Source organism: Methylophilus sp. DMC18, from assembly GCF_056314005.1.
This window is the reverse complement of sequence record NZ_JBQUZE010000006.1, coordinates 64,619-90,306: the sequence shown is the minus strand read 5'-3', so window position 1 is coordinate 90,306 and position 25,688 is coordinate 64,619. Positions and strand designations below refer to the sequence as shown.

General features: G+C 51.6%; 18 protein-coding genes and 1 tRNA gene. 8 read left to right on the top strand and 11 right to left on the bottom strand.

What is annotated here, in order from left to right; translation table 11 throughout:
* Window positions 1-38: 38 nt before the first annotated feature.
* From ACT53G_RS13615 to dapA, 3 genes are all read left to right on the top strand, one after another.
* A tRNA-Arg gene (locus ACT53G_RS13615) sits at window positions 39-115 on the top strand.
* 312 nt (window positions 116-427) lie between these two features.
* Window positions 428-781: a hypothetical protein gene (locus ACT53G_RS13610; RefSeq protein ID WP_379073654.1), complete on the top strand. Its 354-nt coding sequence runs from the start codon at window positions 428-430 to the stop codon at window positions 779-781.
* A 3-nt stretch (window positions 782-784) separates the two neighbouring features.
* Window positions 785-1,750, top strand: a complete 966-nt coding sequence (gene dapA / locus ACT53G_RS13605) for a 4-hydroxy-tetrahydrodipicolinate synthase (protein ID WP_476169667.1) — start codon at window positions 785-787, stop codon at window positions 1,748-1,750.
* Here the strand turns inward: dapA and kdpE are convergent.
* From kdpE to ACT53G_RS13565, 8 genes are all read right to left on the bottom strand, one after another.
* Window positions 1,747-2,457, bottom strand: coding sequence for a two-component system response regulator KdpE (gene kdpE, locus ACT53G_RS13600; RefSeq protein WP_476156701.1), 711 nt, complete (start codon window positions 2,455-2,457; stop codon window positions 1,747-1,749). The genes dapA and kdpE overlap by 4 nt on opposite strands.
* Window positions 2,458-2,459: 2 nt before the next feature.
* Window positions 2,460-5,189, bottom strand: a complete 2,730-nt coding sequence (locus tag ACT53G_RS13595; RefSeq protein ID WP_476169666.1) for a DUF4118 domain-containing protein — start codon at window positions 5,187-5,189, stop codon at window positions 2,460-2,462.
* 31 nt (window positions 5,190-5,220) lie between these two features.
* Window positions 5,221-5,505, bottom strand: coding sequence for a hypothetical protein (locus ACT53G_RS13590; RefSeq protein WP_476169665.1), 285 nt, complete (start codon window positions 5,503-5,505; stop codon window positions 5,221-5,223).
* 6 nt (window positions 5,506-5,511) lie between these two features.
* A complete protein-coding gene (gene kdpC, locus ACT53G_RS13585; RefSeq protein ID WP_476145070.1) occupies window positions 5,512-6,087 on the bottom strand; it encodes a potassium-transporting ATPase subunit KdpC in 576 nt (191 codons plus the stop codon).
* 20 nt (window positions 6,088-6,107) lie between these two features.
* Entirely contained in the window at window positions 6,108-8,144 is a 2,037-nt protein-coding gene (gene kdpB / locus ACT53G_RS13580; protein WP_476169664.1) for a potassium-transporting ATPase subunit KdpB, read from the bottom strand.
* Between the two features lie 68 nt (window positions 8,145-8,212).
* The gene (kdpA, locus tag ACT53G_RS13575; protein ID WP_379073640.1) at window positions 8,213-9,988 is read right to left on the bottom strand and encodes a potassium-transporting ATPase subunit KdpA; all 1,776 of its coding nucleotides are present in this window, start codon (window positions 9,986-9,988) and stop codon (window positions 8,213-8,215) included.
* Window position 9,989: 1 nt separating this feature from the next.
* A complete protein-coding gene (gene kdpF / locus ACT53G_RS13570) occupies window positions 9,990-10,073 on the bottom strand; it encodes a K(+)-transporting ATPase subunit F (RefSeq protein WP_379073774.1) in 84 nt (27 codons plus the stop codon).
* Between the two features lie 331 nt (window positions 10,074-10,404).
* Window positions 10,405-12,531 (bottom strand): molybdopterin-containing oxidoreductase family protein, encoded by a 2,127-nt coding sequence (locus ACT53G_RS13565; RefSeq protein WP_476169663.1) that lies wholly within the window; start codon window positions 12,529-12,531, stop codon window positions 10,405-10,407.
* A 294-nt stretch (window positions 12,532-12,825) separates the two neighbouring features.
* Between ACT53G_RS13565 and ACT53G_RS13560 the strand changes: the two genes are divergently transcribed.
* The 5 genes from ACT53G_RS13560 (at window position 12,826) to ACT53G_RS13540 (ending at window position 22,721) form a co-directional block, all read left to right on the top strand.
* Window positions 12,826-13,392, top strand: a complete 567-nt coding sequence (locus tag ACT53G_RS13560; RefSeq protein WP_379073636.1) for an MOSC domain-containing protein — start codon at window positions 12,826-12,828, stop codon at window positions 13,390-13,392.
* A gap of 388 nt (window positions 13,393-13,780) precedes the next feature.
* On the top strand, window positions 13,781-15,082 hold the full coding sequence (locus tag ACT53G_RS13555; RefSeq protein WP_476169662.1) for an MdtA/MuxA family multidrug efflux RND transporter periplasmic adaptor subunit: 1,302 nt from the start codon (window positions 13,781-13,783) through the stop codon (window positions 15,080-15,082).
* A 15-nt stretch (window positions 15,083-15,097) separates the two neighbouring features.
* Window positions 15,098-18,184: an efflux RND transporter permease subunit gene (locus ACT53G_RS13550; protein WP_476169661.1), complete on the top strand. Its 3,087-nt coding sequence runs from the start codon at window positions 15,098-15,100 to the stop codon at window positions 18,182-18,184.
* Window positions 18,181-21,309, top strand: a complete 3,129-nt coding sequence (locus ACT53G_RS13545; RefSeq protein ID WP_476169660.1) for an efflux RND transporter permease subunit — start codon at window positions 18,181-18,183, stop codon at window positions 21,307-21,309. Before ACT53G_RS13550 ends, ACT53G_RS13545 begins: the two co-directional genes overlap by 4 nt.
* Window positions 21,306-22,721, top strand: coding sequence for an efflux transporter outer membrane subunit (locus ACT53G_RS13540; protein WP_275356720.1), 1,416 nt, complete (start codon window positions 21,306-21,308; stop codon window positions 22,719-22,721). The genes ACT53G_RS13545 and ACT53G_RS13540 overlap by 4 nt, the downstream gene beginning before the upstream one ends.
* Here the strand turns inward: ACT53G_RS13540 and ACT53G_RS13535 are convergent.
* From ACT53G_RS13535 to ACT53G_RS13525, 3 genes are all read right to left on the bottom strand, one after another.
* Window positions 22,718-23,932, bottom strand: a complete 1,215-nt coding sequence (locus ACT53G_RS13535; protein ID WP_476169659.1) for a diguanylate phosphodiesterase — start codon at window positions 23,930-23,932, stop codon at window positions 22,718-22,720. The genes ACT53G_RS13540 and ACT53G_RS13535 overlap by 4 nt on opposite strands.
* A 232-nt stretch (window positions 23,933-24,164) precedes the next feature.
* Window positions 24,165-24,560 (bottom strand): DMT family transporter, encoded by a 396-nt coding sequence (locus ACT53G_RS13530; protein WP_194749370.1) that lies wholly within the window; start codon window positions 24,558-24,560, stop codon window positions 24,165-24,167.
* Window positions 24,535-25,686 (bottom strand): GNAT family N-acetyltransferase, encoded by a 1,152-nt coding sequence (locus ACT53G_RS13525; RefSeq protein WP_476169658.1) that lies wholly within the window; start codon window positions 25,684-25,686, stop codon window positions 24,535-24,537. The genes ACT53G_RS13530 and ACT53G_RS13525 overlap by 26 nt, the downstream gene beginning before the upstream one ends.
* Window positions 25,687-25,688 lie beyond the last annotated feature (2 nt).

Here is a 25,688-nt window from a genome sequence, read left to right as displayed (position 1 = left end):
GAAGCCAGCCGCACTTAATTTGCTATAATGGCAGGATTGCGCCCGTAGCTCAGCTGGATAGAGTATTGGTTTCCGAAGCCAAGGGTCGTGGGTTCGACTCCCGCCGGGCGCACCATCAAAAAAATAAAAGCCAAGATAGTGATTTCTAACTTGGCTTTTTTGTTTCGACTTGGTGCTCTTCTTATAGCTTATAGCTACCCTCCCAACTCTTACTGATCAAGCCTGTCTCTGTATGAAGGCGGATTATCAAGGCTATCTCTAGGCGGCTCTGCTGGAGACACTTTATGCTTGTGAGAATAGGGTTGCCTGGGTTTATAGCCACTACAGACATTTATACAATTTTTATTTTTGGCTTTTTTCAATTTACAGGTTTTTAATACCTGTTTTAATAGACTGAATACCTCGTAACAACATGAAAGAGTGAGGTATGTTTTATTTAATTCCTGATGCACCATTGCAGCATTCGCTTACCAAAGCGCTTTTAAATATCCCATATATTCATTCCAGACGCATCCTACGAACACCTAGACACATAGCCAATCATCTGGACTATATTCGAATGACAGTCACCATTGATGTGCATTTAATGTCTCAATTCCGATTCATCTTAGCCACACAGTTCAAAAACCTAGTGCCTTCTTACAGCGTGAAAACAGTTGACCGTTCCAAACGTGTCAAAATATCTATCAAAGCAGTGTCCGGCTGTGAGCAGAAAATCATGTCAGTGGTCATGCAATTCTTTGAATCTGCCGAGTTTGGCCATTTCACGAAGGAGGTTTGAATCATGGATGGAGACTCTGCTTGTTTGGTATCGCATGGATATGAGAAGGTTAAAGACGTACACTCAGTGGTCATAAACGATAAAACACCACTGGAAGGGATCTGGGTACCCTTGGTAACGCCATTCAAACATGGCGAGCTTGATCTGGATGCATTAAAAACGCTTACGCAACGCATGGTAAATTATGGCGTGCATGGTCTGGTGGTCTGTAGCACCACAGGCGAAATGGGTAGTTTGCGACTAGATGAACAATTACAGATCATCCGAACGGTACAGCAAGTCACGCACAAAAAAATGCCAATTCTAATCGGTCTGCTTGGCACAGATACGCGTGCATTAGTACATCAGGCGCAATTACTAGACTCATTAAACCCTTTTGGCTTTCTGATCGCTCCACCATCCTTTATCAGACCATCCCAAGAAGGCTTGTTCGCTCACTTCAGCGCATTAGCTGACGCCATTTCTTCCAGCATTGTGTTGTATAACATTCCCGCACGCGCTGGCGTTCCGATTCACCTGGAGACAGTGCAGCGTCTCGCAAACAATCCCACCTTTATTGGTATCAAGGAATCCAGCGGCAACTCGGAAACTTTGTACCGCACTATTAAAGAAACCAATCTGCGCGTGATGTGTGGAGACGATAGCCTTATTCTGGATGGATTGCTGCATGGTGCTGCAGGTGCTATCTCGGCTTCTGCACATATCCATACAGAAAGCTTCCTTCGTCTGTACGAGCTTGCTAAACAGCAGAAATGTCGTGAGGCCAGCCAACAATTTGCCCACTTGGAAACACTGATTCATTTATTGTTTAAAGAGCCTAACCCGGCACCTGTGAAAACGTTACTGGGGCATCAAGGATTGATATATCCGGAGCTAAGACTACCAATGACTGATGTGACACCTGCGCTCAAAAAAGAACTGATTCAAGCATTTAGCCTGTCAGAGACAGGCCTTATTCAAGCCGCTTAAGCTGTGTCAGCATCCAGTACCAGCCTGTAGCCAACCGCAATTTCGGTTATAAAATGCTTGGGCTGGGCTGGATCTTCTTCCAGTTTGTTACGCAAATGGCCCATATAAATACGCAAATAGTGCGTATGTTCAACATTAGATGGCCCCCAAACTTCTTTCAATAAGTAACGCTGGGTCAACACACAGCCTGCTGAACGCAATAACACGGTTAATAAACGGTACTCAATCGGCGTCAGCGATACGGGCTGTCCATCCCGATAGACCTGGCGCTTGATAAAATCCACCGTGATACGGCCAAACTTGATATTGGACTGGCTATTATTCTGCTGAACTGTATTGTGCCTTCTCAAATGGGCACGTATTCTGGCCAATAACTCTTCAGAACCAAATGGCTTAGTAATGTAATCATCTGCGCCAGCATCTAGCGCGTTGACTTTATCGTGTTCGTTAGAGCGGGCAGACAGCACAATAATTGGGATAGAACTCCAGGTCCGTACTTCTTGAATCAGTTCAACACCATTCATATCGGGCAATCCCAAGTCAATAATAGCCACCTCAGGCTTTCGCGTGCCAATCTCCACCAAGCCACGCTTGCCATTTTCTGCAGAATAAACCGCAAAGCTCTCTGCTTCCAAAATAATGGTAATGAGGCGACGAATTTGATCTTCGTCTTCAACAACGACGATATTACCCTTTGTATCAGACATCTTTAAATCTCCATTTCACTAACCAGTGGCGGTGTTTTCACAGGTAAGGTGAAAATAAAGGTCGTTCCTTTTTTCGGATTTTTTTCCGCCCAGATTTTGCCACCATGGGCATCAATAATTGCCTTGCAAATTGACAGACCTAACCCTATACCAGGAATGGATGATTCGCTACGGCCACGGGTAAACTTCTGAAAGATGCTGGCCTCCATCCCATCTGGCAATCCTTGACCTTCATCAGTAAATGACACATGGATATGTTGTTTATTTTGCTGTGCCGCAATGATGACCTCTGTGCCAAGCTCGCTGTATTTACAGGCGTTATCTAATAAGTTACTTAATACACGTTCAATCAGAATGGCATCAACAAACAGCAATGGAATATGCTCCATTGGTTTTACTGTCACCCGATGACCTTGCAGTGTCGTTTGCAAGCCATTAATAGCAGAACCGACTATTTCTTCTAGCACATGCCAATCACTGTTTAATTTCACAGTACCGGATTGCAATCTGGCCATATCCAAGAGATTCAAAACCAGATTTTGCATCCGGATCCCTTGGTCATGCAAACCAGCGATCAGCTTATACTCATTGGTTGTTACATCAATAGACTCTTTTAGTTGCCCTGTTGTGGCAATGATGCTGGTTAAGGGAGTTCTTAAATCATGCGAAATTGCGCTCAGCAGAGAGTTTCTTAAACGTTCAGTTTCCATCGAAATAACAGCATCACGAGCAATTTCTACATAGTGTTTACGCTCCAGCGCCAGCCCAATTTGCGAAGCAAAAGTATCTAGCAACTGTCGATGCTCTGGTAGATAGATATCCTGATTACTTTCTGGTGAAATCGCTAGCACACCGCGAGTACGCATAGGTGCTTTGAGTGGGATATACAAAATTTTGCTTGAAGGTAGAGTATCTGTACCTAATCCGGCTTGCTGTTGCCTGTCATATGTCCATTGCGCAATGCCCAGATCTACCTCAGGTAATTTTGTTTCCAGCAAAGAGATATCGTTAGACTCCGTAACCTGTGCAATTTGCAATTGTTCATTTGAATCTGGCGTCAGAATGGCTACTTTGGAATTAAACATTCTGGCAACGTGATGAATGCTGACTTCAACAATATGACTGGTAGTCATGGCTGAGGCTAATTCTTTACCCACTTCATACAATGCCAAACTGCGCTTTTCTCTGTAGTTGGCAATCATTGCCTGCTTGCGCAAACTGGAGGTCAGATTGCTGATTACTAAAGCCACTGAAAGCATAATGGCAAACGTGAGCAAGTATTGGGTATCCGAAACAGTAAAAGAAAAACGAGGCGGCACAAAGAAGAAATCAAAAATAGACACGCTCAAGAATGAAGCAGCAATACCAGGGCCTCTTCCATAACGAATAGAAATCAGCATCACGCCAAGCAGATACAGCATGATGATATTTGCCAATTCAAAATAAAGCAGCAAGACGCTGGCTACTAGTGAAGTAATGGCGCTGATGACGACCGCCCAGACATAACCTTGCCGCTTCTGGTTGTTAAAGTGCGCACTCATGCTTAATGCACTCAGTTTTGATCTTTTATGTTTGGATGATCTTTCCCTGCCCTTCATCACGATATGCACATCAATATCTGTAGCTGCTTTTGCCAGTGCATCACTGACACTAGGTTGGAAAAAGCGTGACAAAATTGATCGGGTTGGCTTCCCTATAACAATGCGTGAGACATTATGGCTAAGTGCATATTCCAATAACTTGTCGGTCACTGAGTCACCGCTAAGATTGGCAGTTGTGGCGCCTAGTGATTGTGCCAATCTGAGCAATTCGGTAATTTCCTTTCGCGCTGCTATGCTGATATTTTGCAATGCAGGCGTTTCGATATAAGCCACCAGCCAGTCCGCCTTCAGGCTTTGTGCCAGTCGAGCTGCAGTGCGGATCAGGCTCTCAGATTCTTTGTTGGGACCGATACCAACTAAAATACGCTCATTAGCCTGCCAGATATGCTGTATCGATTGATCCTGGCGATACTCCTGCATCTGTGCATCAACGCGGTCTGCTGTACGCCTTAATGCCAGCTCACGTAAAGCAATCAGATTGCCTTTACGGAAGAAGTTTTTAAGTGCTTTTTGCGCTTGCTCCGGGATATAAATCCGGCCTTCGTCCAGACGCTGTAATAATTCTTCTGGAGGCAAATCGATGAGTACCACTTCATCGGCTAAATCAAACACGCTATCCGGAATGGTCTCTTGTACCTTTACACCGGTGATTTGAGCTACGATATCATTCAGGCTTTCGATATGCTGCACATTGACAGTGGTATACACATCAATGCCAGAAGACAATAACTCTTCAACATCTTGCCAGCGTTTCTTGTGTCTTGAGCCTTCTACATTCGAGTGAGCTAATTCATCTACCAGAATCACGGTTGGGTGAATGCGCAACGCTTCATCAATATCAAACTCTTTAAGTGTTTTATTCCGATAGGGAATTTCCTTCAGTGGCAAACATCGCAGACCTTCCACTCTTAAAGCAGTCTCTGAACGGCCATGTGTTTCGATGACACCAACGAGTACATGTACATGTTCCCGTTGCAAGGCATGCGCTGCATTCAGCATGGCGCAAGTTTTACCGACGCCAGCCGAACTACCAAAGAATACTTTTAATTTGCCTCTAAGGCTTTTCCGGTTTTCAAGATCAAGCTGCTTAAGCAATTGATCTGGATTAGGGCGTACCGCAGTTTTATTCATTTATCACAGCTTGTATGGGAAGGTGATGCTATCAGTGTAAAGGATGCAAGCCATGCACGCTATTTCCCGGCAAAGACAAAATAATCCTGACGGTCACTTTGTCTGCCAGCGCAGTAGGCACATCAAAAATCATCTGCGTTTTACCGTTCAATGCACCATTCTCTACAGTAAATACATGGATCTGTTGACCACATGTTGCAAAAATCACTTTTTTAACCAAATCTACACATTCTTTTTGAGCATACAGTTCTATCGAGGTGGTTGGCATGCGCTCAACCATTCTCTGAGCTTGTTTTGGAAATAGCTGAAACATCATCTACCTCTAGGAGCGGTTGATTTCATCCAGTGCCAGGTTAAGCTGGAGCACATTGACACGCTGTTCACCAAAGATTCCCCATTGACGACCCACCACATGTGTCATGACTAATGTTTTCACTGTTTCGTTATCCATCTGCCTGGCTTTCGCGACTCTTTCTACCTGATATAAAGCGGCTGCTGGGCTGATTTCCGGGTCTAGGCCGCTGCCTGAGGTTGTAATCAGGTCTACAGGTACTGGATGATTGCTATGTGTAGCGGCCTGTTGGATTTTTACACGCTCGCTCACTGCTTTTGTCAAGGCAGGGTTTAACGGGCCTAAATTAGAGCCGGATGAAGCTGCCGCATTATTTTGGTATGGGCTAGTAGCAGAAGGTCTGCCCCAGAAATACTTTTCGTCGCTGAAGTTCTGGCCGATCAGGGCTGAACCAATCACTTTGCCATCTTTTTTAATCAACGAGCCTTCAACCTGTTCAGGAAAAAATGTTTGACCTATGCCTGTGACCAATAGTGGATAAGCCACACCAGTGACCAAGGTCAGGCTGAGAAACATTACTAGAGAGACATGTACTATATTTTTCATGAAATTCACCTTTCAACTCACTAGACAATGCCAATTGCAACTAGCAAGACATCGATGGCTTTAATGCCGATAAACGGGACGATAATGCCGCCTAGCCCATAAATCAGCATGTTTCTTCGTAATAATGCTGCCGCGCCTATGGCACGATAGGCCACGCCATTAAGGGCGAGAGGAATCAAAACGAAAATAATCAGGGCATTGAAAATCACTGCAGATAAGATGGCAGAGTTGGGGGAGCCAAGATGCATCACGTTGAGTGCAGCTAATGCTGGATAAGTGCTGGCAAAAGCAGCTGGAATAATTGCAAAATACTTGGCAATATCATTAGCGATACTGAAAGTGGTCAGCGAGCCACGCGTCATCAGCATTTGCTTACCGATCTCAACGATCTCAATCAGTTTGGTCGGGTTTGAGTCCAAGTCAACCATATTACCGGCTTCTTTTGCTGCCTGTGTACCTGTATTCATTGCTACAGCGACATCGGCCTGCGCCAATGCTGGTGCATCGTTGGTACCGTCGCCGGTCATGGCAACCAGTTTGCCTTCAGCCTGATGGTCACGAATCAACTGTAATTTCGCTTCGGGGGTTGCTTCAGCCAGAAAATCATCTACCCCTGCCTCTGCAGCAATAGATGCAGCCGTTAAACGGTTGTCGCCGGTGATCATCACGGTTTTGATGCCCATATTGCGCAATTCGGCAAAGCGCTCTTTGATACCACCTTTGACGATATCTTTCAGCTCGACTGCACCTAACACCTTTGCATCATCTGCGACGACCAGTGGCGTGCTACCACGCTTGGCAATATCGTCCACAATCCGAATCAATTCATCAGGATATGCACCACCCAGGCTAACGACATGCTGTTTGATCGCACTTGCTGCACCTTTGCGGATTTGGCGTTCACCCAGATTGATTCCACTCATTTTGGTATGTGCTGAGAAAGGCACAAACACTGCACCTAAGGATTGCATATATCGTTCGCGGATAGCGAATTTGTTTTTAGCCAATACGACAATACTGCGGCCTTCAGGTGTTTCGTCAGCTAGCGAAGACAGCTGAGCGACATCCGCCAAAGCTTCTTCGGTAATTCCACTAATTGGGAAAAAGGCTGAAGCCTGACGGTTACCTAGCGTGATGGTTCCGGTTTTATCCAGCAGCAACACATCCACGTCACCTGCAGCTTCCACCGCCTTACCAGACACAGCAATCACATTGGCTTGCAACATGCGGCTCATACCGGCAACGCCAATCGCAGACAGCAGTCCGGCAATCGTGGTCGGGATCAGACAGACCAACAAAGCTACTAACACGACGATAGAAACAGGTTCACCTGCACCCATTGCATTGACGCTGAAGATCGACATAGGCAACAAGGTTACTGTGGCCAGCAAGAAAACAATCGTCAACGACACCAGTAAAATGGTCAATGCAATTTCATTGGGTGTTTTCTGACGCGTAGCACCTTCTACCATGGCAATCATACGGTCTAAAAATGCTTCGCCCGGATTGACGGTAACGCGTACTACAATCCAGTCAGACAGTACCTGTGTACCACCAGTGACAGCACTAAAGTCACCACCGGACTCACGGATCACTGGTGCAGATTCACCAGTAATCGCGGCTTCATTCACTGAAGCAATCCCTTCAAGCACTTCACCATCGGCTGGAATCGTATCACCTGCTTCAACCAACACAATATCGTCTTTGCGCAGTGACAGACTATCCACTAGACTGACCTTGGCCGACTTGCTAGCGCTGGCCAGTTTTTTGGCAGGCACGTTCTTCTTGGAACTACGCAAACTGGCTGCCTGAGCTTTGCTCTTACCTTCAGCAATTGCCTCGGAAAAGTTGGCAAAAATCACAGTGAACCACAGCCATAGACTGATCAAACCAGCAAAGCCTGACTGCGTATTCACTTCGGAGAACAATCCGGCAAAGAACAAAGCTGTGGTCAGGATGCTGCCCAGGTACACCACAAACATCACCGGATTGCGCCATTGCACCTGTGGTGCCAAACGCAGGATGGACTGAACGAATGCCGTTTTCAGTTGATCCATCTTCGGTAAGTTGCTAACAGTATTTGTAGCCATCAATTTACTCACTCTCTTACTTTCTTAGGGTCGCATTAGTGTTGTGAAAACAACATCAAATGCTCAATGCCTGGACCTAGTGCTAGCGCTGGGATATAGGTCAATGCCCCTACCAGAATCACTGCACCGATCAACAGGCCGATAAACAGCGGTCCATGCGTAGGCAAAGTACCTAAGCCCGGTTTAATGCGTTTCTTGGTAGCCAATGAACCGGCAATCGCAAGCACTGGCACAATGATGCCAAACCGGCCAAACCACATGGCAAATGCAAGCATGAAGTTATAAAACGGGGTGTTGGCAGATAACCCGGCAAAGGCGCTGCCATTGTTATTGGCTGCAGATGAGTAGGCATAAAGAATTTCACTCAAGCCATGCGCCCCTGGGTTAGCAATACCAGCAAGACCTGGTTCAACCACCACCGAAATTGCCACTCCGATCAGTACCAACAATGGCGTTACCAGAATAATCAGTGCTGACATTTTCATTTCGAACACTTCGATTTTCTTACCTTGGTATTCAGGTGTGCGACCTATCATCAGCCCGGCTACAAACACGGCGATCACGGCATAAATCAGCATGGTGTACAAACCGGAACCGACACCACCAAACACTACTTCGCCCAATTGCATCAACCACATCGGCATCATGCCGCCAATAGGTGTAAAGGAATCATGCATGGCGTTCACTGCGCCACAGGATGCAGCGGTGGTGATCGTGGCAAATAAGGCTGATGTCACGATACCGAAACGTGTTTCTTTTCCTTCCATATTGCCACCAGGCTGTTGCAAGGTAGAGGTAGTATCCGCACCGACACTGGTCAACAGAGGGTTGCCGATCAATTCAGAACGAATCGTCACGCCAGCCATGACCACGAACATGATGGCCATTGCACCGAATACAGCCCAGCCTTGCCTGCGATCACCCACCATCATGCCAAAGGCATAGCACAATCCAGCCGGGATCAGAAAGATGACCAGCATCTGAATAAAGTTAGTCAGCGGGGTAGGGTTTTCAAACGGGTGTGCAGAGTTGGCGTTAAAGAAACCACCGCCGTTGGTGCCCAGCATTTTGATTGCTTCCTGCGAGGCAACAGGACCCATGGCAATATGTTGTGTCTGAGTTGTTGCCTGCTCGGTCATCTCGCTACCTGCAACGGCCACTTCATATTGGGTTGTTTCAACGGTTCGTGCATCGACATAAGGGTTGAAGTTCTGGATCACCCCTTGTTGCATGAAGATTGTCGCCAGCACTAATGAAGCAGGCATTAACAAATACAAGGTGGAGCGAGTCAAATCTACCCAAAAGTTACCGATGCGGTCAGTGTTGCTTCTGGCAAAGCCGCGAATCAATGCAATCACAACTGCAATACCTGTTGCTGCAGAAACAAAGTTCTGAACAGACAAGCCTATCATCTGCGTGAAATAGCTCATGGTAGTTTCACCGCTGTAACCTTGCCAGTTAGTGTTGGTGACAAAACTCACTGCCGTGTTGAAGGCAGAATCCCAAGTCACGTTGGCAAGTTTTTCCGGGTTGAGTGGCAGCCATGCCTGCAATATTTGCAACAAGAAAACAAACAGGACACCGATTGCATTAAACGCTAACAAAGCCAATGCATAAGCTTTCCAGTTCATTTCGATTTTGTGGTCTATGCCGGATAAGCGGTAAATCAGGCGTTCTGGTGCGCCTAGCCATTTGTGATCCTGCAAAGATCGTGTTTCCATGACCTTGTATATCAGCTGTCCTGCTGGCTTGGTCAGCAACAGCAACACGAGCATATACAAACCAACTTGTATAAATCCATTCGTGAACATGTTAAAAGCGCTCCGGATTGATAAGGGCGTAAATGAGATATACAAACAGGAACGCTGCTGTGACTCCGCTAATGATGTAAATCATGCTCAGTACCTCTTTAATTTCTAAAACGTCAAAAACAACTTTTGACACCTGAGTCAGGTTACGCCTTCGAAAATAAAGAAGTTGTAATGAAAAAATGCTGGCGTATAAAAAATGTATAAATACACCAGCAAGTGCGGGAGAATCGGAGTTTTAGAAACTCTCTTAGAAGGAAATGGCAAGTAAGGTAGTAGCCATCAGACTGAATCGCCACTAATTTGTAGACTCTGTTCAGCCGATTGATTGAACAGCCTTTCACAGTTAGTGGAGATCCCGAGTGAAAAAACTCGATAGATCACTCGAACCCGTGCCTCTGCTTTTATAAATTAACTGTTCAAACAAGCTCGACTTCAACGAGATTATCGCTAAACGTATTTGAGTGGCCCATGTCACCATACTCGGCTGAGCTGATACAGTTCACCGTCCCCTTGTTGAGTTGGCGCCAATAGCCCAGAGTAGCGACCACGATGCCGGGATTCACATCAGTAGTGACACGGGCGACCGCTTCAAAAGCGCCTCTTTCGTTATAGGTTTTGACCATCATGCCATCCTGCACATCGCGTGCGAGTGCATCTACCGGGTTGATCATCAGGTATTGCTCGCCTTGCACACGGAGTTTGGATTCCATATTTGCGTATGAGGAATTGATAAAGCCATGGCTTTTGGGGGAGATGATGTTTAAAGGAAACCTGGCCGCCAGCGCAGCGTTGGTATCAGGAGCTTCCCGACTGGGCACATAGGCCGGCAATGGGTCTAAATCTTCGCCTGGTTGAAAACCGTCATACATCTGCCTGAAGGGGCCGGCGACAAAATTTTTGGCGCCTTCGACCATGAACATGCATTTACCGGTTGGGGTGGGGAAATTGCCCTCGCGATGCGGGGCGCGATCGTCTTTTGTGCCGACATTCAGTCTTGCAAACCCGTGCTCACGCATGTAGTTGAGGTCTATGCCTTTGCAGGCGGGCGAATTCCAATCTACATAGTTTTCAAGACATTCGCTGTCGCTCCATTTGAAATTGTCTTCTTCGAATCCTAACCGTTTTGCCAAGCGCCGGAATATTTCATTGTTGGGTAAGGCTTCGCCGGGAGGCTCTATGCATTTGGTGTTATAGGTGAGGTATAAATGGCCCCAGGATAAGATCATGTCTTCTTGCTCTGCACCCATGGCGGCGGGCAAGACAATATCTGCATAAGAGGCGGTATCAGAGATGAAATGATCCGCCACAATGGTAAACAGGTCTTCGCGCTTGAGCCCTTCGATGACCTTGTCAGTTTCGGGCGATTGGGTCACCGGGTTGGTATTCCACACCATGATCGATTTAATCGGCACCTCTAGCGGCGTTTCGCCAAGCAGCGCTCTGCCTAATTGCAGGATATTCACCACCGGCGTACCTTCAGGGATCAAGTCCGGCCTGCAAATCACATCAAACCTGTAAGGATGCTCCCAGACCGGGAATTGCAGCGCACCGCCGCCTACGTGGCGCCAGGCCCCGATAAGAGCTGGCAATGAGGTGACAGCGCGTATCGCCTGACTGCCGCCATAACTACGCTCCAGTGCGACGCCAATGCGGATGGCGGCTGGCGGCGTGGTCGCATATTCGCGGGCAAACAACCGAATCTGGTCGGCGGGGATGCCTGTGATGTCAGCCGCCCATTCCGGCGTGCAGGGTTTAGCTCTTTCCGCCAGCTCGGCATAACCGACGGTATATTTCTCAACATAGTCATGGTCGACCAAGTCTTCTGCAATGATCACGTGCATCATTGCCATCGCCAGCGCGCCATCGGTGCCAGGTTTGGGGGCAATATGCCAATCGGCTTCTTTTGCGGTTTTGGAGGCGAACGAATCCACCACCACGACTTTGGCCCCTCTTTTTTGGGCGTCTTTAATAATGTGCCAGTGATGCAGATTGGTGGAGACAGAGTTACAGGCCCAGATGACGATGAAATTGGCATGGATGAAGCTTTCGGGATCCACACCTGCGGTCGGCCCGACGGTCAGCAACCAGGCCGTGCAAGACCCTTCACCACAAAAGGTTCTTTCGCAAACGGTGGCGCCTAGCTTGTTGAAAAAGGCATCACCGCCGTTGAGGCCATGCACCAATCCCTGATTCCCTAAATAACTCACAGGCAATATGGCGCGTGGACCATCTTCTTTAATCAATGCCTGCCAGCGATCCACAATGGTATCCAGTGCTTCATCCCAGGTGATGCGCTCAAACTGGTTGCTGCCTTTGGGCCCTACCCGCTTCATGGGATACAGCAGGCGATTGGGGTGATAATGCCGCTTTTCGTAATCTTTTAATTTGACGCACAACCCGCCTCGCGTCATCGGATGATCAGGGTTACCTGAAACTGAAATCAGCTCGCCGTTTTTGACATGAAACTGCATCGCGCAAGTATCAGGACAATCATGCGGACAACCACCATGAAAGGTTTGGACTACATCTGCAACATCATTCATATGACACTCCAAGCGCACTGTTATATGCCGTCATGTTTTAAAAAGAATCAATGCAAGACAGGTCTGTCTATTCCGAATACTATACCCCTTAGCATGGAAATACAATGCTGCTGGATATTGATACTTTTTGCTCTTAAAGCGGATCATCGCCTGCAGATAGAAAGTTTGAACATGGGTTGCATGAATCGCTATTCAAACTCGATATAATCGTTCTGGGCGATACGCAAACAAAATCAATTGTGTTTTCCCAGCACCCCAATTTATGAATCGCTGCTTATTTTTAAGACTCAATCAATGCAAACCGCCACCCTGCGTGACTTAACCCAGCACTTTAGCCAACACGGTCGACTGGAAAACATTTACCTTCGTCCAGATCGCGGCCAGCCTTGTTTGTCACCCAATCAAGCCTTAGCGATAGCAAACCGTGGATTGCAAGGGGATAGAGCCAGCTTGCGCGCGTCATCACAAGCGAATGGCAGCAAACGGCAAGTAACCTTGCTGCAAGCCGAGCATTTACCGGTGATTGCGGCACTCACGGGTCGGGCGCAGGTGGATCCGGCGGTGCTCAGGCGCAACCTGATTGTCTCCGGGCTCAATCTGCTGGCGGCTAAATCGCTGTTTAAAGATCAGCCCTTGCATCTATTGATCGGTGAAGTGGTGCTGGAGGTGACTGGCCCTTGTGAGCCATGCTCACGTATGGAGCAGGTGCTGGGGACAGGCGGTTACAACGCCATGCGTGGTCATGGCGGGGTCACCGCTCGGGTTTTAAAAAGTGGGATACTGCAGCGAGGAGACCCGGTGCGGGTGATGGTCGCTGAGTCTGCAACAGATGCGCCGTTGCAATCGTCTTTGAGCTTCTAGCAGAAGCTAGCCCGCAAAATTATTTTTTCCTGACTTGTCTTCGCCGTCCAAACCCCTGGCTAAGCCCGCTTCAATCCCCGGCGTTGAATCAGGGGTTGATACATTTCGTGACAAAATCTTTTGCACAATAATCGCACCAATTGTTAGATTAGCTGCCTAGCAAATGCAGCACTCAATGCGGTGATGCAAGGTTACGCCCTGTAAACAGATATCACAGTGAGTCCCACCCGAATTACAAACTCCTCCCGTTTGCGATTTGGAATTTTCTTTTTCTGGAAAACCAGAATCGGAGGATGGGCGCGATAAAATGCAAGTCGCGGGGGTGAATGATTGACCGCATGAAGAGATGTTTGTATTTTCAACGTTGAGCAAGCATATTGAGTCGGCTATGTCTAATAAAAAAGCGCTATTGAACACTGCAATAGGACTGATTGCCCTGGGATTGGCACTCTGGTTCTGGAAACATTCGCGTACCGATCAAGGGGCTGAGGTGCCCCAGGCCGAGGCGCAAGCTGGGCAAGGGCATGGTCGCGGACACGGCGGCCATCATGGCCCGGGGGGAGACAAGCCCACGCCAGTGACAGCGGCCACGGTGACGGTTGCAGATATTCCGGTGACACATACGGCGCTGGGGACGGCGATTCCGTCTGCGGTGGTGACGGTGACCAGCCGCGTGGCCGGACAATTGATTCAAGTGGCTTTTCAGGAAGGTCAGCTGGTCAAGCAAGGGCAGTTATTGGCGAAGATTGATCCGCGTCCTTTTGAAACGGCGCTGGGGCAGATTCAGGGGCAGGCGGTGCGCAACCAGGCCTTGCTCAAAAACAGCCAGATTGATTTGGAGCGCTATAAAACCCTGCAAGCGCAAGACTCGATTGCCTCGCAGCAAGTAGACTCACAAGCCTCGCTGGTGCAGCAATATCAGGGCACGGTGCAGGCAGACAAAGCCTCGGTGGAAAACGCCAGGTTACAGCTCAGTTTTACCAACATCACCGCGCCGATCAGCGGCCGCATTGGCTTGCGCCAGGTCGATAGCGGCAACAATATCGATACCACCAGCCCGATTGCGGTGATTAATGCGATTCATCCTATCCATGTGGTGTTTACGCTACCGGAAGACCGCATCACGCGCCTGGTGGCACAAAGCCAGTCAAGCGCTGGCTTGCACAAACTCAAGGTAGAAGCGTGGGACAAAGGCAATACGCGGCGGTTGGCCAGCGGGGTGCTTGAGAGTATTGATAACCAGATTGATACGACTTCGGGCACACTTAAGCTCAAGGCGGCCTTTGCCAACGAGGACGACCACCTGTTTCCTAACCAGTTTGTGAATGTGAAACTGTTTAGCGAGACGATTCCGCATGCCAGCGTGATCCCGATCAATGCCTTGCAGCAAGGGCCGGACGGCGCTTTTGTGTATAAAATTGTGCCAGATACCAACGGCGAAAAAGTGGTGTTGCAAGCGGTGACCGTGGGGCATACCGATGCAGAAATCGCGGCCATTACCAAGGGCTTGCAGCCGGGTGACCAGGTGGTGAGCAGCGGCATTGATAAACTCAAGCAAGACGCCAAAGTGCGGGTCAAGGACCCGAATCACGCGCTGGATCCGGCTGAGCAGGCGGACCCAGCGCCGGCCAGTGGTGGCGCTGAGGGACAAGCATCCAAGCATAGACGCCGCGCGGCAGCCGGGGCATAAGCGGCACGCCTGACGATGATGAACCCTTCACGGCTGTTTATTTTAAGACCGGTGGCGACCTCGTTATTGATGGTCGCCATTCTGCTGGCGGGCCTGCTGGCGTATACCTTGTTGCCCAAATCTGCCTTGCCGCAGGTTGATTACCCGGTGATTCAGGTGGTCACGCTCTACCCCGGCGCCAGTGCCGAGGTGATGGCGATGAATGTGACCTCACCGCTGGAGCGTCAATTTGGCTCTATGGCTGGCCTGGCACATATGTCCTCTGCCAGCTCTGGCGGCGTTTCAGTCATTACCTTGCAGTTCAGCCTGAAAAACAGCCTCGATGTTGCCGTCCAGTCAGTTCAGGCGGCCATGAACGCGGCCAGTACCTTTTTGCCTGCGGATTTACCCTCCCCGCCTATCTATAACAAGGTGAACCCGGCCGATGCCCCGGTGCTGACGTTGGCCGTGACTTCACAGAGCCTGCCATTGCCAAAGTTACGCGACCTGGTGGATACGCGCATGGCACAAAAAATTGCGCAGGTGAGTGGCGTGGGCCTGGTCAGTGTGGATGGCGGGCAAAAACCGGCGATCCGCATTCAGGTGAATCAGCCCGTGCTGGCGGCCTACGGGCTGGGCATGAATACGCTGCGCACCATCATAGACAGCGCCAACTCCAACCAGGCCAAAGGCAATATTGATGGCCCCTTGCTGGCCTATGAACTCGATGCCAACAGCCAACTGCGGTCCGCAGAGGAATACCGTAACCTGATTATTGCCAACACCGGTGACCGGCCCGTGCGCCTGCGGGATGTGGCTGAGGTGAAAGAGGCACAAGAAGACTTGTATATCTCTGCCTGGTCCAATCAAACGCCCGCCATTCTGGTCAATATCCGCCGCCAGCCCGGCGCCAATGTGATTGAGGTGGTCGAGCAGATTCGCGAGCGCCTGCCCGGCCTGACCGCGGGCTTGCCGGCCGATGTCAGCGTCAGCGAACTCACTAACCGCACGCATACCATCCGCAGCGCGCTTGAAGATGTGCAGTTTGAGCTCATGCTGGCCATTGCCCTGGTGGTGATGGTGATCTTCCTGTTTTTGCGCACGGCGGCGGGCACCGTCATCCCCAGTTTGACTGTGCCGTTGTCGCTGGTGGGCACGTTTAGCATCATGTATGCGGCGGGCTTTAGCATCAACAACCTCACCCTGATGGCGCTGACCATTGCCACCGGCTTTGTGGTCGATGATGCCATTGTCATGATTGAGAATATCGCGCGCCATATTGAAGAAGGCGAGACGCCGATGAATGCCGCCATCAAGGGCGCCCGCCAGATCGGCTTTACCATCATCTCGCTGACCTTTTCACTGATTGCGGTGCTGATCCCCTTGCTATTTATGGGCGATGTGATTGGCCGCTTGTTCCGCGAGTTTGCCGTCACACTGGCCGTTGCCATCCTGATTTCGGCGGTAGTCTCGCTCACCCTGACGCCCATGCTGTGCGCGCGCTTGCTCAAACCAGCCAAAGCCCCTGTCGCAAACCAGACTAACCTCATAGACCGCATCATTGCCTATTACGGCAGAGGACTGCAGGTTGCCTTGCGGCACCAGCCGCTGGTATTGCTGCTTGCGGCCGCATCGCTGGTGCTGACGGTCACGCTGGTGATCAGCATCCCCAAAGGCCTGTTCCCGACCCAGGATACCGGCTTTATCCAGGTGATGACTGAGGCCAACGGTTCGGATGCCTTCAGCGTGATCAGCCACAAGCAGCAAGCCGTGGTAGAAGCCATTTTGCAGGATGCCGATGTAGAAAGTATTTCTTCAGTGGTAGGCGTGGATGGGGTCAACACCACGCATAACAGTGGCCGTATGCTGATCAATCTCAAGCCCTACCCGCAACGCCAGGCCAGCGCCAGCGAGGTCATTTCCCGCTTGCAATCTCGCCTGGAGGCCACCGCCCCGCTCAAGCTGTTTATGCAACCGGTGCAAGACCTGACGTTGTCAGACCGTGTCAGCCAGACCCAGTATCAATACCTGCTGACCAGCACCGATCCGCAAGCCTTGCAAAGCGCACTCCCCGGCTTTATGCAAGCACTACGCAAGCTGCCGCAACTGACCACCGTCACACATAACTTGCACAGCGACGGCCTGCGCGCCGCCGTGACCGTGGACCGCGACAGTGCCGGGCGGCTGGGCATTACCATGGCGGATGTGGACAATGCGCTCTATAGCGCCTTTGGCCAGCGCATGATCAGTACCATTTTCACCCAGGCCAATCAGTATCGCGTGATTCTTGAGTCGCAACCGTCCTCGGCCTCGGGCTTGCAGGCGCTGGATCAGGTTTATGTCACCAGCAATACCGGGCGCCAGGTGCCGCTGGCGAGTATCGCCCGCATCAGCGAGCAACCGGCGGCGCTGGTGGTGAACCGGGAAGACCAGTTACCCTCGGTCACCATTGGCTTTAACCTTGCCGACGGCTATGCCCTGGGGGATGCTGTGGCCGCGATTGATGCAGTCAAACAGCGCATGCAATTCCCGGCCACCATGATTAGCCGCTTTCAGGGCGCGGCTGCCGCCTTTAATGCCGCACTCGGCAACGAATTATTTTTAATGTTAGCCGCCATCCTCACCATGTATATCGTGCTGGGCATTTTGTATGAAAGCTATATCCACCCGCTGACCATCCTCTCCACCTTGCCTTCAGCGGGCGTCGGCGCCTTGCTGGCGCTCATGCTGACCGGGCACCCGCTCAGCGTGATTGCCATCATCGGCATTATCCTGCTGATCGGCATTGTGCAAAAAAATGCCATCATGATGATTGATTTTGCACTGGAGGCCGAGCGCCATCATGGCAAGTCGCCTGAAGAAGCCATTTATGAAGCCTGCCTGCTCAGGTTCCGGCCTATCCTGATGACCACGCTGGCGGCGCTGTTAAGTGCCGTGCCGCTGGTCACCGGCGATGGGCCCGGCTCAGAATTGCGTGCGCCGCTCGGCATTGCCATGATAGGCGGCCTGTTAGTGAGCCAGTTGCTCACCTTGTTTACTACGCCAGTCATCTACCTGATGTTTGACCGCCTGGCCCAGCCTGGTCAGCACAAAGCAGTCACACACAGCGAGGCGAACCCATGAGTGGGCTCACGCTGTTTTTGCGCCGCCCCGTGGCCACCACCTTGCTGGCACTGGCGATTGCCTTGCCCGGCATAGCCGCTTATGTGGCGCTGCCGATTGCCTCGCTGCCGCAAGTGGAAATGCCCAGCATCGATGTGTTTGCGCGGCTGCCCGGCGCCAGCGCCGAAACCATGGCTTCCGCCGTTGCCTCGCCGCTGGAGCGTTCGCTGGGCAATATTGCCGGCCTCAACGAAATGACCTCCAGCAGCACCAAAGGCCAGACCCGGGTCAGTTTGCAGTTTGACCTGGACCGCAATGCAGACAGTGCCGCACGCGATGTGCAAGCGGCCATCAATACCGCCATCCCCTTGCTGCCAGCCGGCATGCAAAGCAACCCAACCTGGCGCAAGAGTGGCCCGACCATGATCATGCATATCGCGCTGACCTCGGACCGCTACAGCCAGTCCGAGCTGTACGATGTGGCCTACAGCTTGGTCGGGCAGCGCATCTCGCAAGTGGATGGCGTGGGCCAGGTCAACGTCAATGGCAGCGCCTTGCGGGCGGTCAGGGTAGAAGTGAATCCGCTCACTGCCAATCAATATGGCATTAGCCTGGACCAGATCCGCACGGCCATCGCCAATGCCAACGCCCATTTACCCAAAGGCTTTATCGAGAGTGCCAGCAAACGCTGGCAGCTGGAGGTGAACGACAGTAACCGCCAGGCGGCCGATTTTCGTGACCTGATTGTGGCCTGGCGCAATGCCGCCCCGGTCAGGCTGCGCGACATTGCCGAGGTGAAAGACTCGGTGCAGGAGCTGCGCAGCGCCGGCAGCGTCAAGCAAAAGCCCGGCGTGGTCATCGCGGTGAATAATATCCCGGGCGCCAATATTGTCGCCACGGTTGATGGCATCAAGGCCTTGCTACCCCGGCTGCAGCCCTTGTTGCCGCCTGGCATTGCCATGGAAGTACTCATAGACCGCAGCACCATCGTCCGCAAATCGTTAGAAGAAGTCGAACACAGCCTGCTGATTTCGATTGGATTGGTGATAGTGGTGACTTTTCTGTTTTTAAAAAGCGGGCGCGCGGCGCTGATTCCCAGCATCGCCATTCCGGTGTCCTTGCTGGGGACGCTGGCCGTGATTTACCTGTGCGGGTTCAGCCTCAATAACCTGACCCTGATGGCGCTCATTATTGCCACCGGCTTTGTGGTGGATGATGCGATTGTGGTGGTAGAAAATACGGCCCGGCACATTGAACATGGCCTCAGCCCCTTGCAGGCGGCACTGCGGGCAGTGCACGAGGTGTCATTTACCATTATCGCCATGAGTCTGGCGCTGATTGCGGCATTTATTCCGCTGCTGTTCATGGACGGTGTGGTCGGGCGCATGTTCCGCGAGTTTTCAATCACGCTGGCCAGTGCGGTCATCATTTCATTGCTGGTGTCGCTGACACTGACACCCGTCCTCTCCTCCAAACTACTGCGGCCGCAAGCAGCAAAGCATGGCGCAAAGGCTGGTGGCGCTGACCATACGAGTCCCGCTCCCGCCACGCAGGACCAACCCTGGCCAGCCTCAGTGTATCAGCGTGTGCTGCGCTGGAGCCTGCACCACAGGCGCCTGATTCTGCTGCTCTTCACGGTGGCTATCGGCAGCAACCTTTATCTATATACCCTGGTGCCCAAGGGCTTTTTTCCGCTACAAGATACTGGCCGCTTGCAAGGCAACTTCGAGGGCGACCAGAATCTGTCGTTTTGGGCCATGCGTGAAAAAGTGGCCCAATTCATGCAGATCATCGCCCGCGACCCCGATATCGATACCTATTATGAATACACGGGTGGCTTTGGCGGCGGGCAATCCAATACTGGCATGCTCAATGCGCGGCTGAAACCCCGTGCAGAGCGCCAGGCCTCCGCGCAAGAAGTGGTGGATCGCTTGCGCCCGCAATTGGACCGCGTGGCCGGAGCATCGTTACGGTTGCGACCACAACAGGAATTCAATATCGGCTTGCGTCCGGGCTCGGCGGAATACCAATACACCTTGCTCTCCAGCAGCGTAGACGATTTGCGCCAGTTTGCTCCCAAACTCAAGGATGCCATGGCCAAGCTGCCGCAACTGACTGACGTCTCCAGTGATGCACAAGACAAGGGCTTGCAGATTAATCTGGTGGTGGACCGCGACGCGGCCACGCGCCTGGGCATCACCCAGCAGCAGATTGACAGTGCCTTGAATGATGCCTTTGGCCAGCGGCTGGTCTCCACCATTTACGAACCACTTAATCAATACTATGTGGTGATGACGGTGGCGGCCCGCTTTGCGCAGGGACCGGAATCCTTACAGAATATCTACCTGACCAGCCTGAAAAACCAGCGCATTCCGCTGGCCAGTTTTGCCCACTGGCAACCCGTGAATACGCCGCTGGCGGTCAACCACCAGGGGCAGTTTGCCGCCGCCACGGTCTCGTTTAACCTGGCCCAGGGCTATGCGCTGGATGCCGCCAGCCAGGCCATCGAATCGACCTTTGCCGCGCTGGCGCCGCCAGAGAGCATCCATGGCACCTTTGCCGGCAAAGCCAAAGCGTTTCAGGATTCCATGGATAGCCAGCCGTGGCTGATCCTGACCGCCGTGATCGCGATCTACATCGTGCTGGGCATGCTGTACGAAAGCCTGATCCATCCGCTGACCATCCTCTCCACCCTGCCCTCGGCGGGCATAGGCGCCTTGCTGGCCCTGTTATGGTTTGACAGCGAGTTGACCATTATCGCCATGATAGGCATTGTGCTCCTGGTGGGCATTGTCATGAAAAACGCCATCATCATGATTGATGCGGCGATTCATTTGCGGCGTGAACACGCGCTCTCTGCTGAAGCTGCCGTCACCCAGGCCTGCCTGCAACGCTTGCGGCCCATTTTAATGACCACGCTGGCGGCGGTACTGGGGGCGGTGCCCTTGTTGCTGGGTGTCGGCGATGGTGCTGAAATCCGCCAGCCGCTGGGCATCTCCATTGTCGGTGGCCTGCTGGTAGGGCAAGTACTGACGCTGGTCACCACGCCCGTGGTTTATCTGTATCTGGATGATGCGGGACGTTGGCTCAGCCAGCGTTTCGGCCTCTCGTTAAACTCAAATTCTTTGAAGAATCAAACGGTATGAACATAGTCAAAATGTGGGTGCTGGCCATGGCGGGCCTGATGATACAAGGATGCAGTGTCTGGCAAGACTATGTACGCCCGCGCGTCGAGATACCGGCACAATACAAAGAACCGCCGCCTGCAGGCTGGAAAGTGGCCGAGCCCGGTTCACCAGAACTGTCTGCGGCCTGGTGGGAACGCTACAACGATCCCCAGCTGACCGCCTTACTCACGCAGGCCAATCAAGCCAACTATACCATCCTGATTGCGGAGGCCAATTATCGGCAAGGGCTGGCACTGGCGCGGGCGAGCCACTCGCCGCAATTGCCCGCACTCAACGGGCAGGCAGGCGCCACCCGCGGAGAGACCACCAATACCACAGGCGTGCGCAGCGATTACAGCATTGGCCTCAACGCCAGTTGGGAGATGGACTTGTGGGGCAGGATACGTAACAGCGTGATTGCCGGCGAAACCAATGCCGAAGCCACGGCCGCCGATCTGGCAGCGGCCAAGCTCTCGGTCCAGTCTACGCTGGCACAAACCTATTTTCAGCTCAGGATTCTCGACTCGCAAAAGCTGCTGCTGGATAACACGGCCAAAAGCTTTGATCGCTCACTCAAGCTGACCACCAACCGCTATAACGTGGGCCTGGCGTCGCGCACGGAAATCGCCCAGGCCGAAACGCAATTGCGCAATACGCTGGCACAGTCGATTGATATCAGCGCCTCACGCGCGCAACTGGAGCATGCGATTGCAGTACTGATCGGCAAGCCGCCAGCAGAGCTGTCCATCCCCGAACAACCATACAAGGACGTGGCCAATTTGTCCCTACCCGCCGCGAATACTGGCTTGCCTGCCAGCCTGCTGGAACGCAGACCAGACATTGCCGGGGCTGAGCGCAGGGTCGCCTCCGCCAATGCACAGATCGGCGTTGCGCGGGCGGCACTCTTCCCCACGCTGACGCTGGGCGCGACCTTTGGCTATAGCGACAACAGCCTGAGCAATCTGCTTTCGCTGCCTAACCGCCTCTGGTCACTGGGCCCCGCGCTGGCCGGGCCGATTTTTGATAATCAGTTGCGTAGATCGAATACCAATGCGGCGATTGCCCGCTACGATGCCAGTGTCGCCACCTATAAACAAACCGTGATCAATGGCTTGCGCGAAGTTGAGGATAATCTGGCCTTGCTGCGTATTCTGGAGGCGGAGGCAAAAGAACAGGAAACGGCCGTCAAATTTGCACGCGAAGCCGTCACCCAAACCGAGAACCGCTACCGTGCCGGCATCAGTGAATACCAATACGTGGTCAACGTGCAATCCACCCTGTTGAGCGCCGAGCGCAACCTGCTCTCCATCACCGGGCGCAGGCTCAATGCTTCAGTGGCTTTGATGGTGGCACTGGGTGGCGCTTACGTGCTGCCCCAGTCTAACTATTAAGTCTGAACAGGCCACTGGATAGGTGCCACCCCATTGAGCATGGGCTTGGCAAATAAAAACCCTTGAAACAAATCGACGCCGGCAGATTGTAACCAGCACCATTCCTCCACGGTCTCTACCCCTTCGGCCACAATCGTAATGCCCAGCGCATGAGCACACTCAATCAGCGCCCGCACAATCGCCTGCTTGGGGCCATCCTTGTGAATATTTTCGACAATGAGTCTATCCACCTTAAGCTTCTCAGGCTGGAATTTGGACAGCAAGGTCAGCCCGGCAAAGCCGGCACCAAAATCATCAATCGACACGCTAATGCCTGCCAGACGTAATTCCCTGATGGCGCGCTGAAAGTCATCAAAGTTGGCGATAGACTCTTGCTCGGTGATTTCAACGATGATTTGCTGCGGCTTGAAATCAAACTGTGCGATATAACTGAGCAGCTTTTCCACCGCATTGGGCACCCGCACCAAAGACATCGGCAACAGATTGATGGATAACTTGATCGGCCCGAGTTGCATCTGCGATGCCAGGGCCAACGCGTGCTGCTTGGATTCCAGATCGAATACATATAACTCCTCGGCTGACAATCCCTCAAAACATTGCTGCGGGGAGCCGCCAGACGGACTGCGGATCAGCGCTTCAATCGAAGAGATCAGTCCGGTCAGCGGAGAAACAATCGGTTGAAATGCAAACTGGCAAGCCGCCTGCTGAATGCGGGCAGGATTCACGACATCAAAAGGGGATGGTTGGGGCTGAAACTGCCAGTCTTCCGCGTGCAGTGTCCGCTCGCCATCGCTCCAGCGGGAGGTGGCAAAGGCCGTGATCAGTTTGATAACACGGTCATGATCGGGGAGCGACTCGCAGCTATTAAAGGTAGCCCCCTCTGACAACAGGGCATAAATGTCTTCACCATACACCTTTTGCACATCAATGCAGTACATGGACCAGCCGCCAAATCGCCGCGCAGGAGAAAAGTCCTCCATCAGCTTGACCACATTACGATGCCTGTCATCCAAGGTAATCAGATGATAAAGCAGCTTGATGGCAATATCCGGACCTTCCAGATATTGCAGAAAATAGTCGCCATCGTATAAGAGCACGCCTGAAATGGCATTCTTTTGATTCTTTTCAGCAGCAGCGTCAACCAATGCAGCAAGTTCATCCCCCACCAGCTGCTTCACTGAGCGACTTTTATACACCAATACCGTAAACATATTTATTACAAAAACAAATTTATATTAATGTATTATACAAACAAAAATTAATCTAAACATAAAAACATTATCTAAAACAGCAAAAAAGTCAGATGTTTCACCGGAAAACCGTCAACACTGTAGTGGGGAGATGTGACACTTTTATTTTTAAACCCTGTCACCCGCACATTCAGGTGTGACATCGCATGCTGGACGCGTGAATGGAGGCTGGCATTGCGCTAATCGCCCGCTGCTAGCTGAGACTGGAAATCGTCGCCCCCAGGGTGATCAGGCCAATGCCCATGATTTGTGCCGGGCTTAGATGCTCGGCAAACAAATAAACCGAGACCAGTGGCACGGTGGCATAGGCAATGCCAGAGATCAAATGTGCCTTGGAGAGGTCGGTGCGAGACATCAGCAGCATCCAGCAACAAAACGCCACCAGTAGCAGCATCACCCCTCCCACCAGCGCAGGCTGCAGCAACAGTGAGCCGGCAAAGGCAAAAAAACTCTGCCAGCTTTCCAATGAGGCCGCGCCAACCTCCAGCGAGGCCATCTTGAATAACACCTGACTAAACGTATCGCAGAAAATCAGCAGTGAAAATAACCAGACGACACTGGCGTTAGATGTTCTGGTCAAAGTTTTCATAAGCAAGCAATTTGGCCAGACAAGCCAGCGGTTGATTCAGGAAGCGGTTGGTATGTTTAAACAGCAAATAAGTGTCTTCAAGCTCGGCACCCAGTCTTTTCTTCACCTCGTAGGAGGCCTGCCCGCTTTGAAACTGCGTGATGCCATCGCGCAGGCACATCTCGATGTTATAGATCCAGCTTAAGAAGTAAATGTTGTGCTCCGCCGCGACAGGCTGGTGCATGCCAATATATTTATCCATCAGGCTATGGCCGTTGTGCAGCAGCATGTTAAACGCAATCAGTTTGCCTTCGAGGTAATACAGCACAAAGCGGGTATTTTCTGGCATCAGGCCCGCCACAAACTCAAAAAAGCTGCTGGTCAGTTTTTCAAACTTCAATTCGCTGCGCTCATAGGTTTCGAGATACAGCTGGTAGATTTCGTCCAGATTGGACGGCATGCCCTGCACTTCGCGGATTTCAATCTGCGAGCGTTTTTTGAGCTTTCTGCGCAGGTCTTTGCGCGTGGCATAACTCAGGCTGGCGAAGTAGGCCTCCATCGATTCAAATGCGATCTGATTGACGGCGACCGGCATGTTTCTGAGCGTGCTGTAGCCCAGCGCATTGAGCGGGGCACCCACTTTTTGCAGGTCACGTGCCAGCACGTCTTTAAACGCAATCACTGAAGCCCCTGCCTTGGCAGCGATTTTTTGCAACTGCGCATTGAGGGCTTGCATCATGGCTGGATCAAACGGATAGTCAGGATGCAAAGTCATTTTGCAGGCATCCGTAATCGGCGAACCGACGCAAAGTAATTTGACCCGCATGAGGAAAGGAATACGCTCGCGGACTTTTTGCAGCAAGGGTTTCAGGCGCCCTTGCACCGTGGTATCCAGGTTGTAATCGGTGATAAAAAACGGCGCCAGGCAAACAATGACCTGGTTTTTCTTGACCGCCAGGTAACCGGTTTTAAAGCCCTGCACATTGGCGGAGTCAAACGCCAGATGCAAGCGGTAGCCTTCGAGATCATCCTTTAACAGTGTTTTCCAGGTTTCCTCGGGAAACTTGGCGGCACTGTAGCCAACTTCGACGTCAAACACAGGCGTTTCAGCACTGAGGTTGGAATCCATATATAAGGCAGTTTGCATGA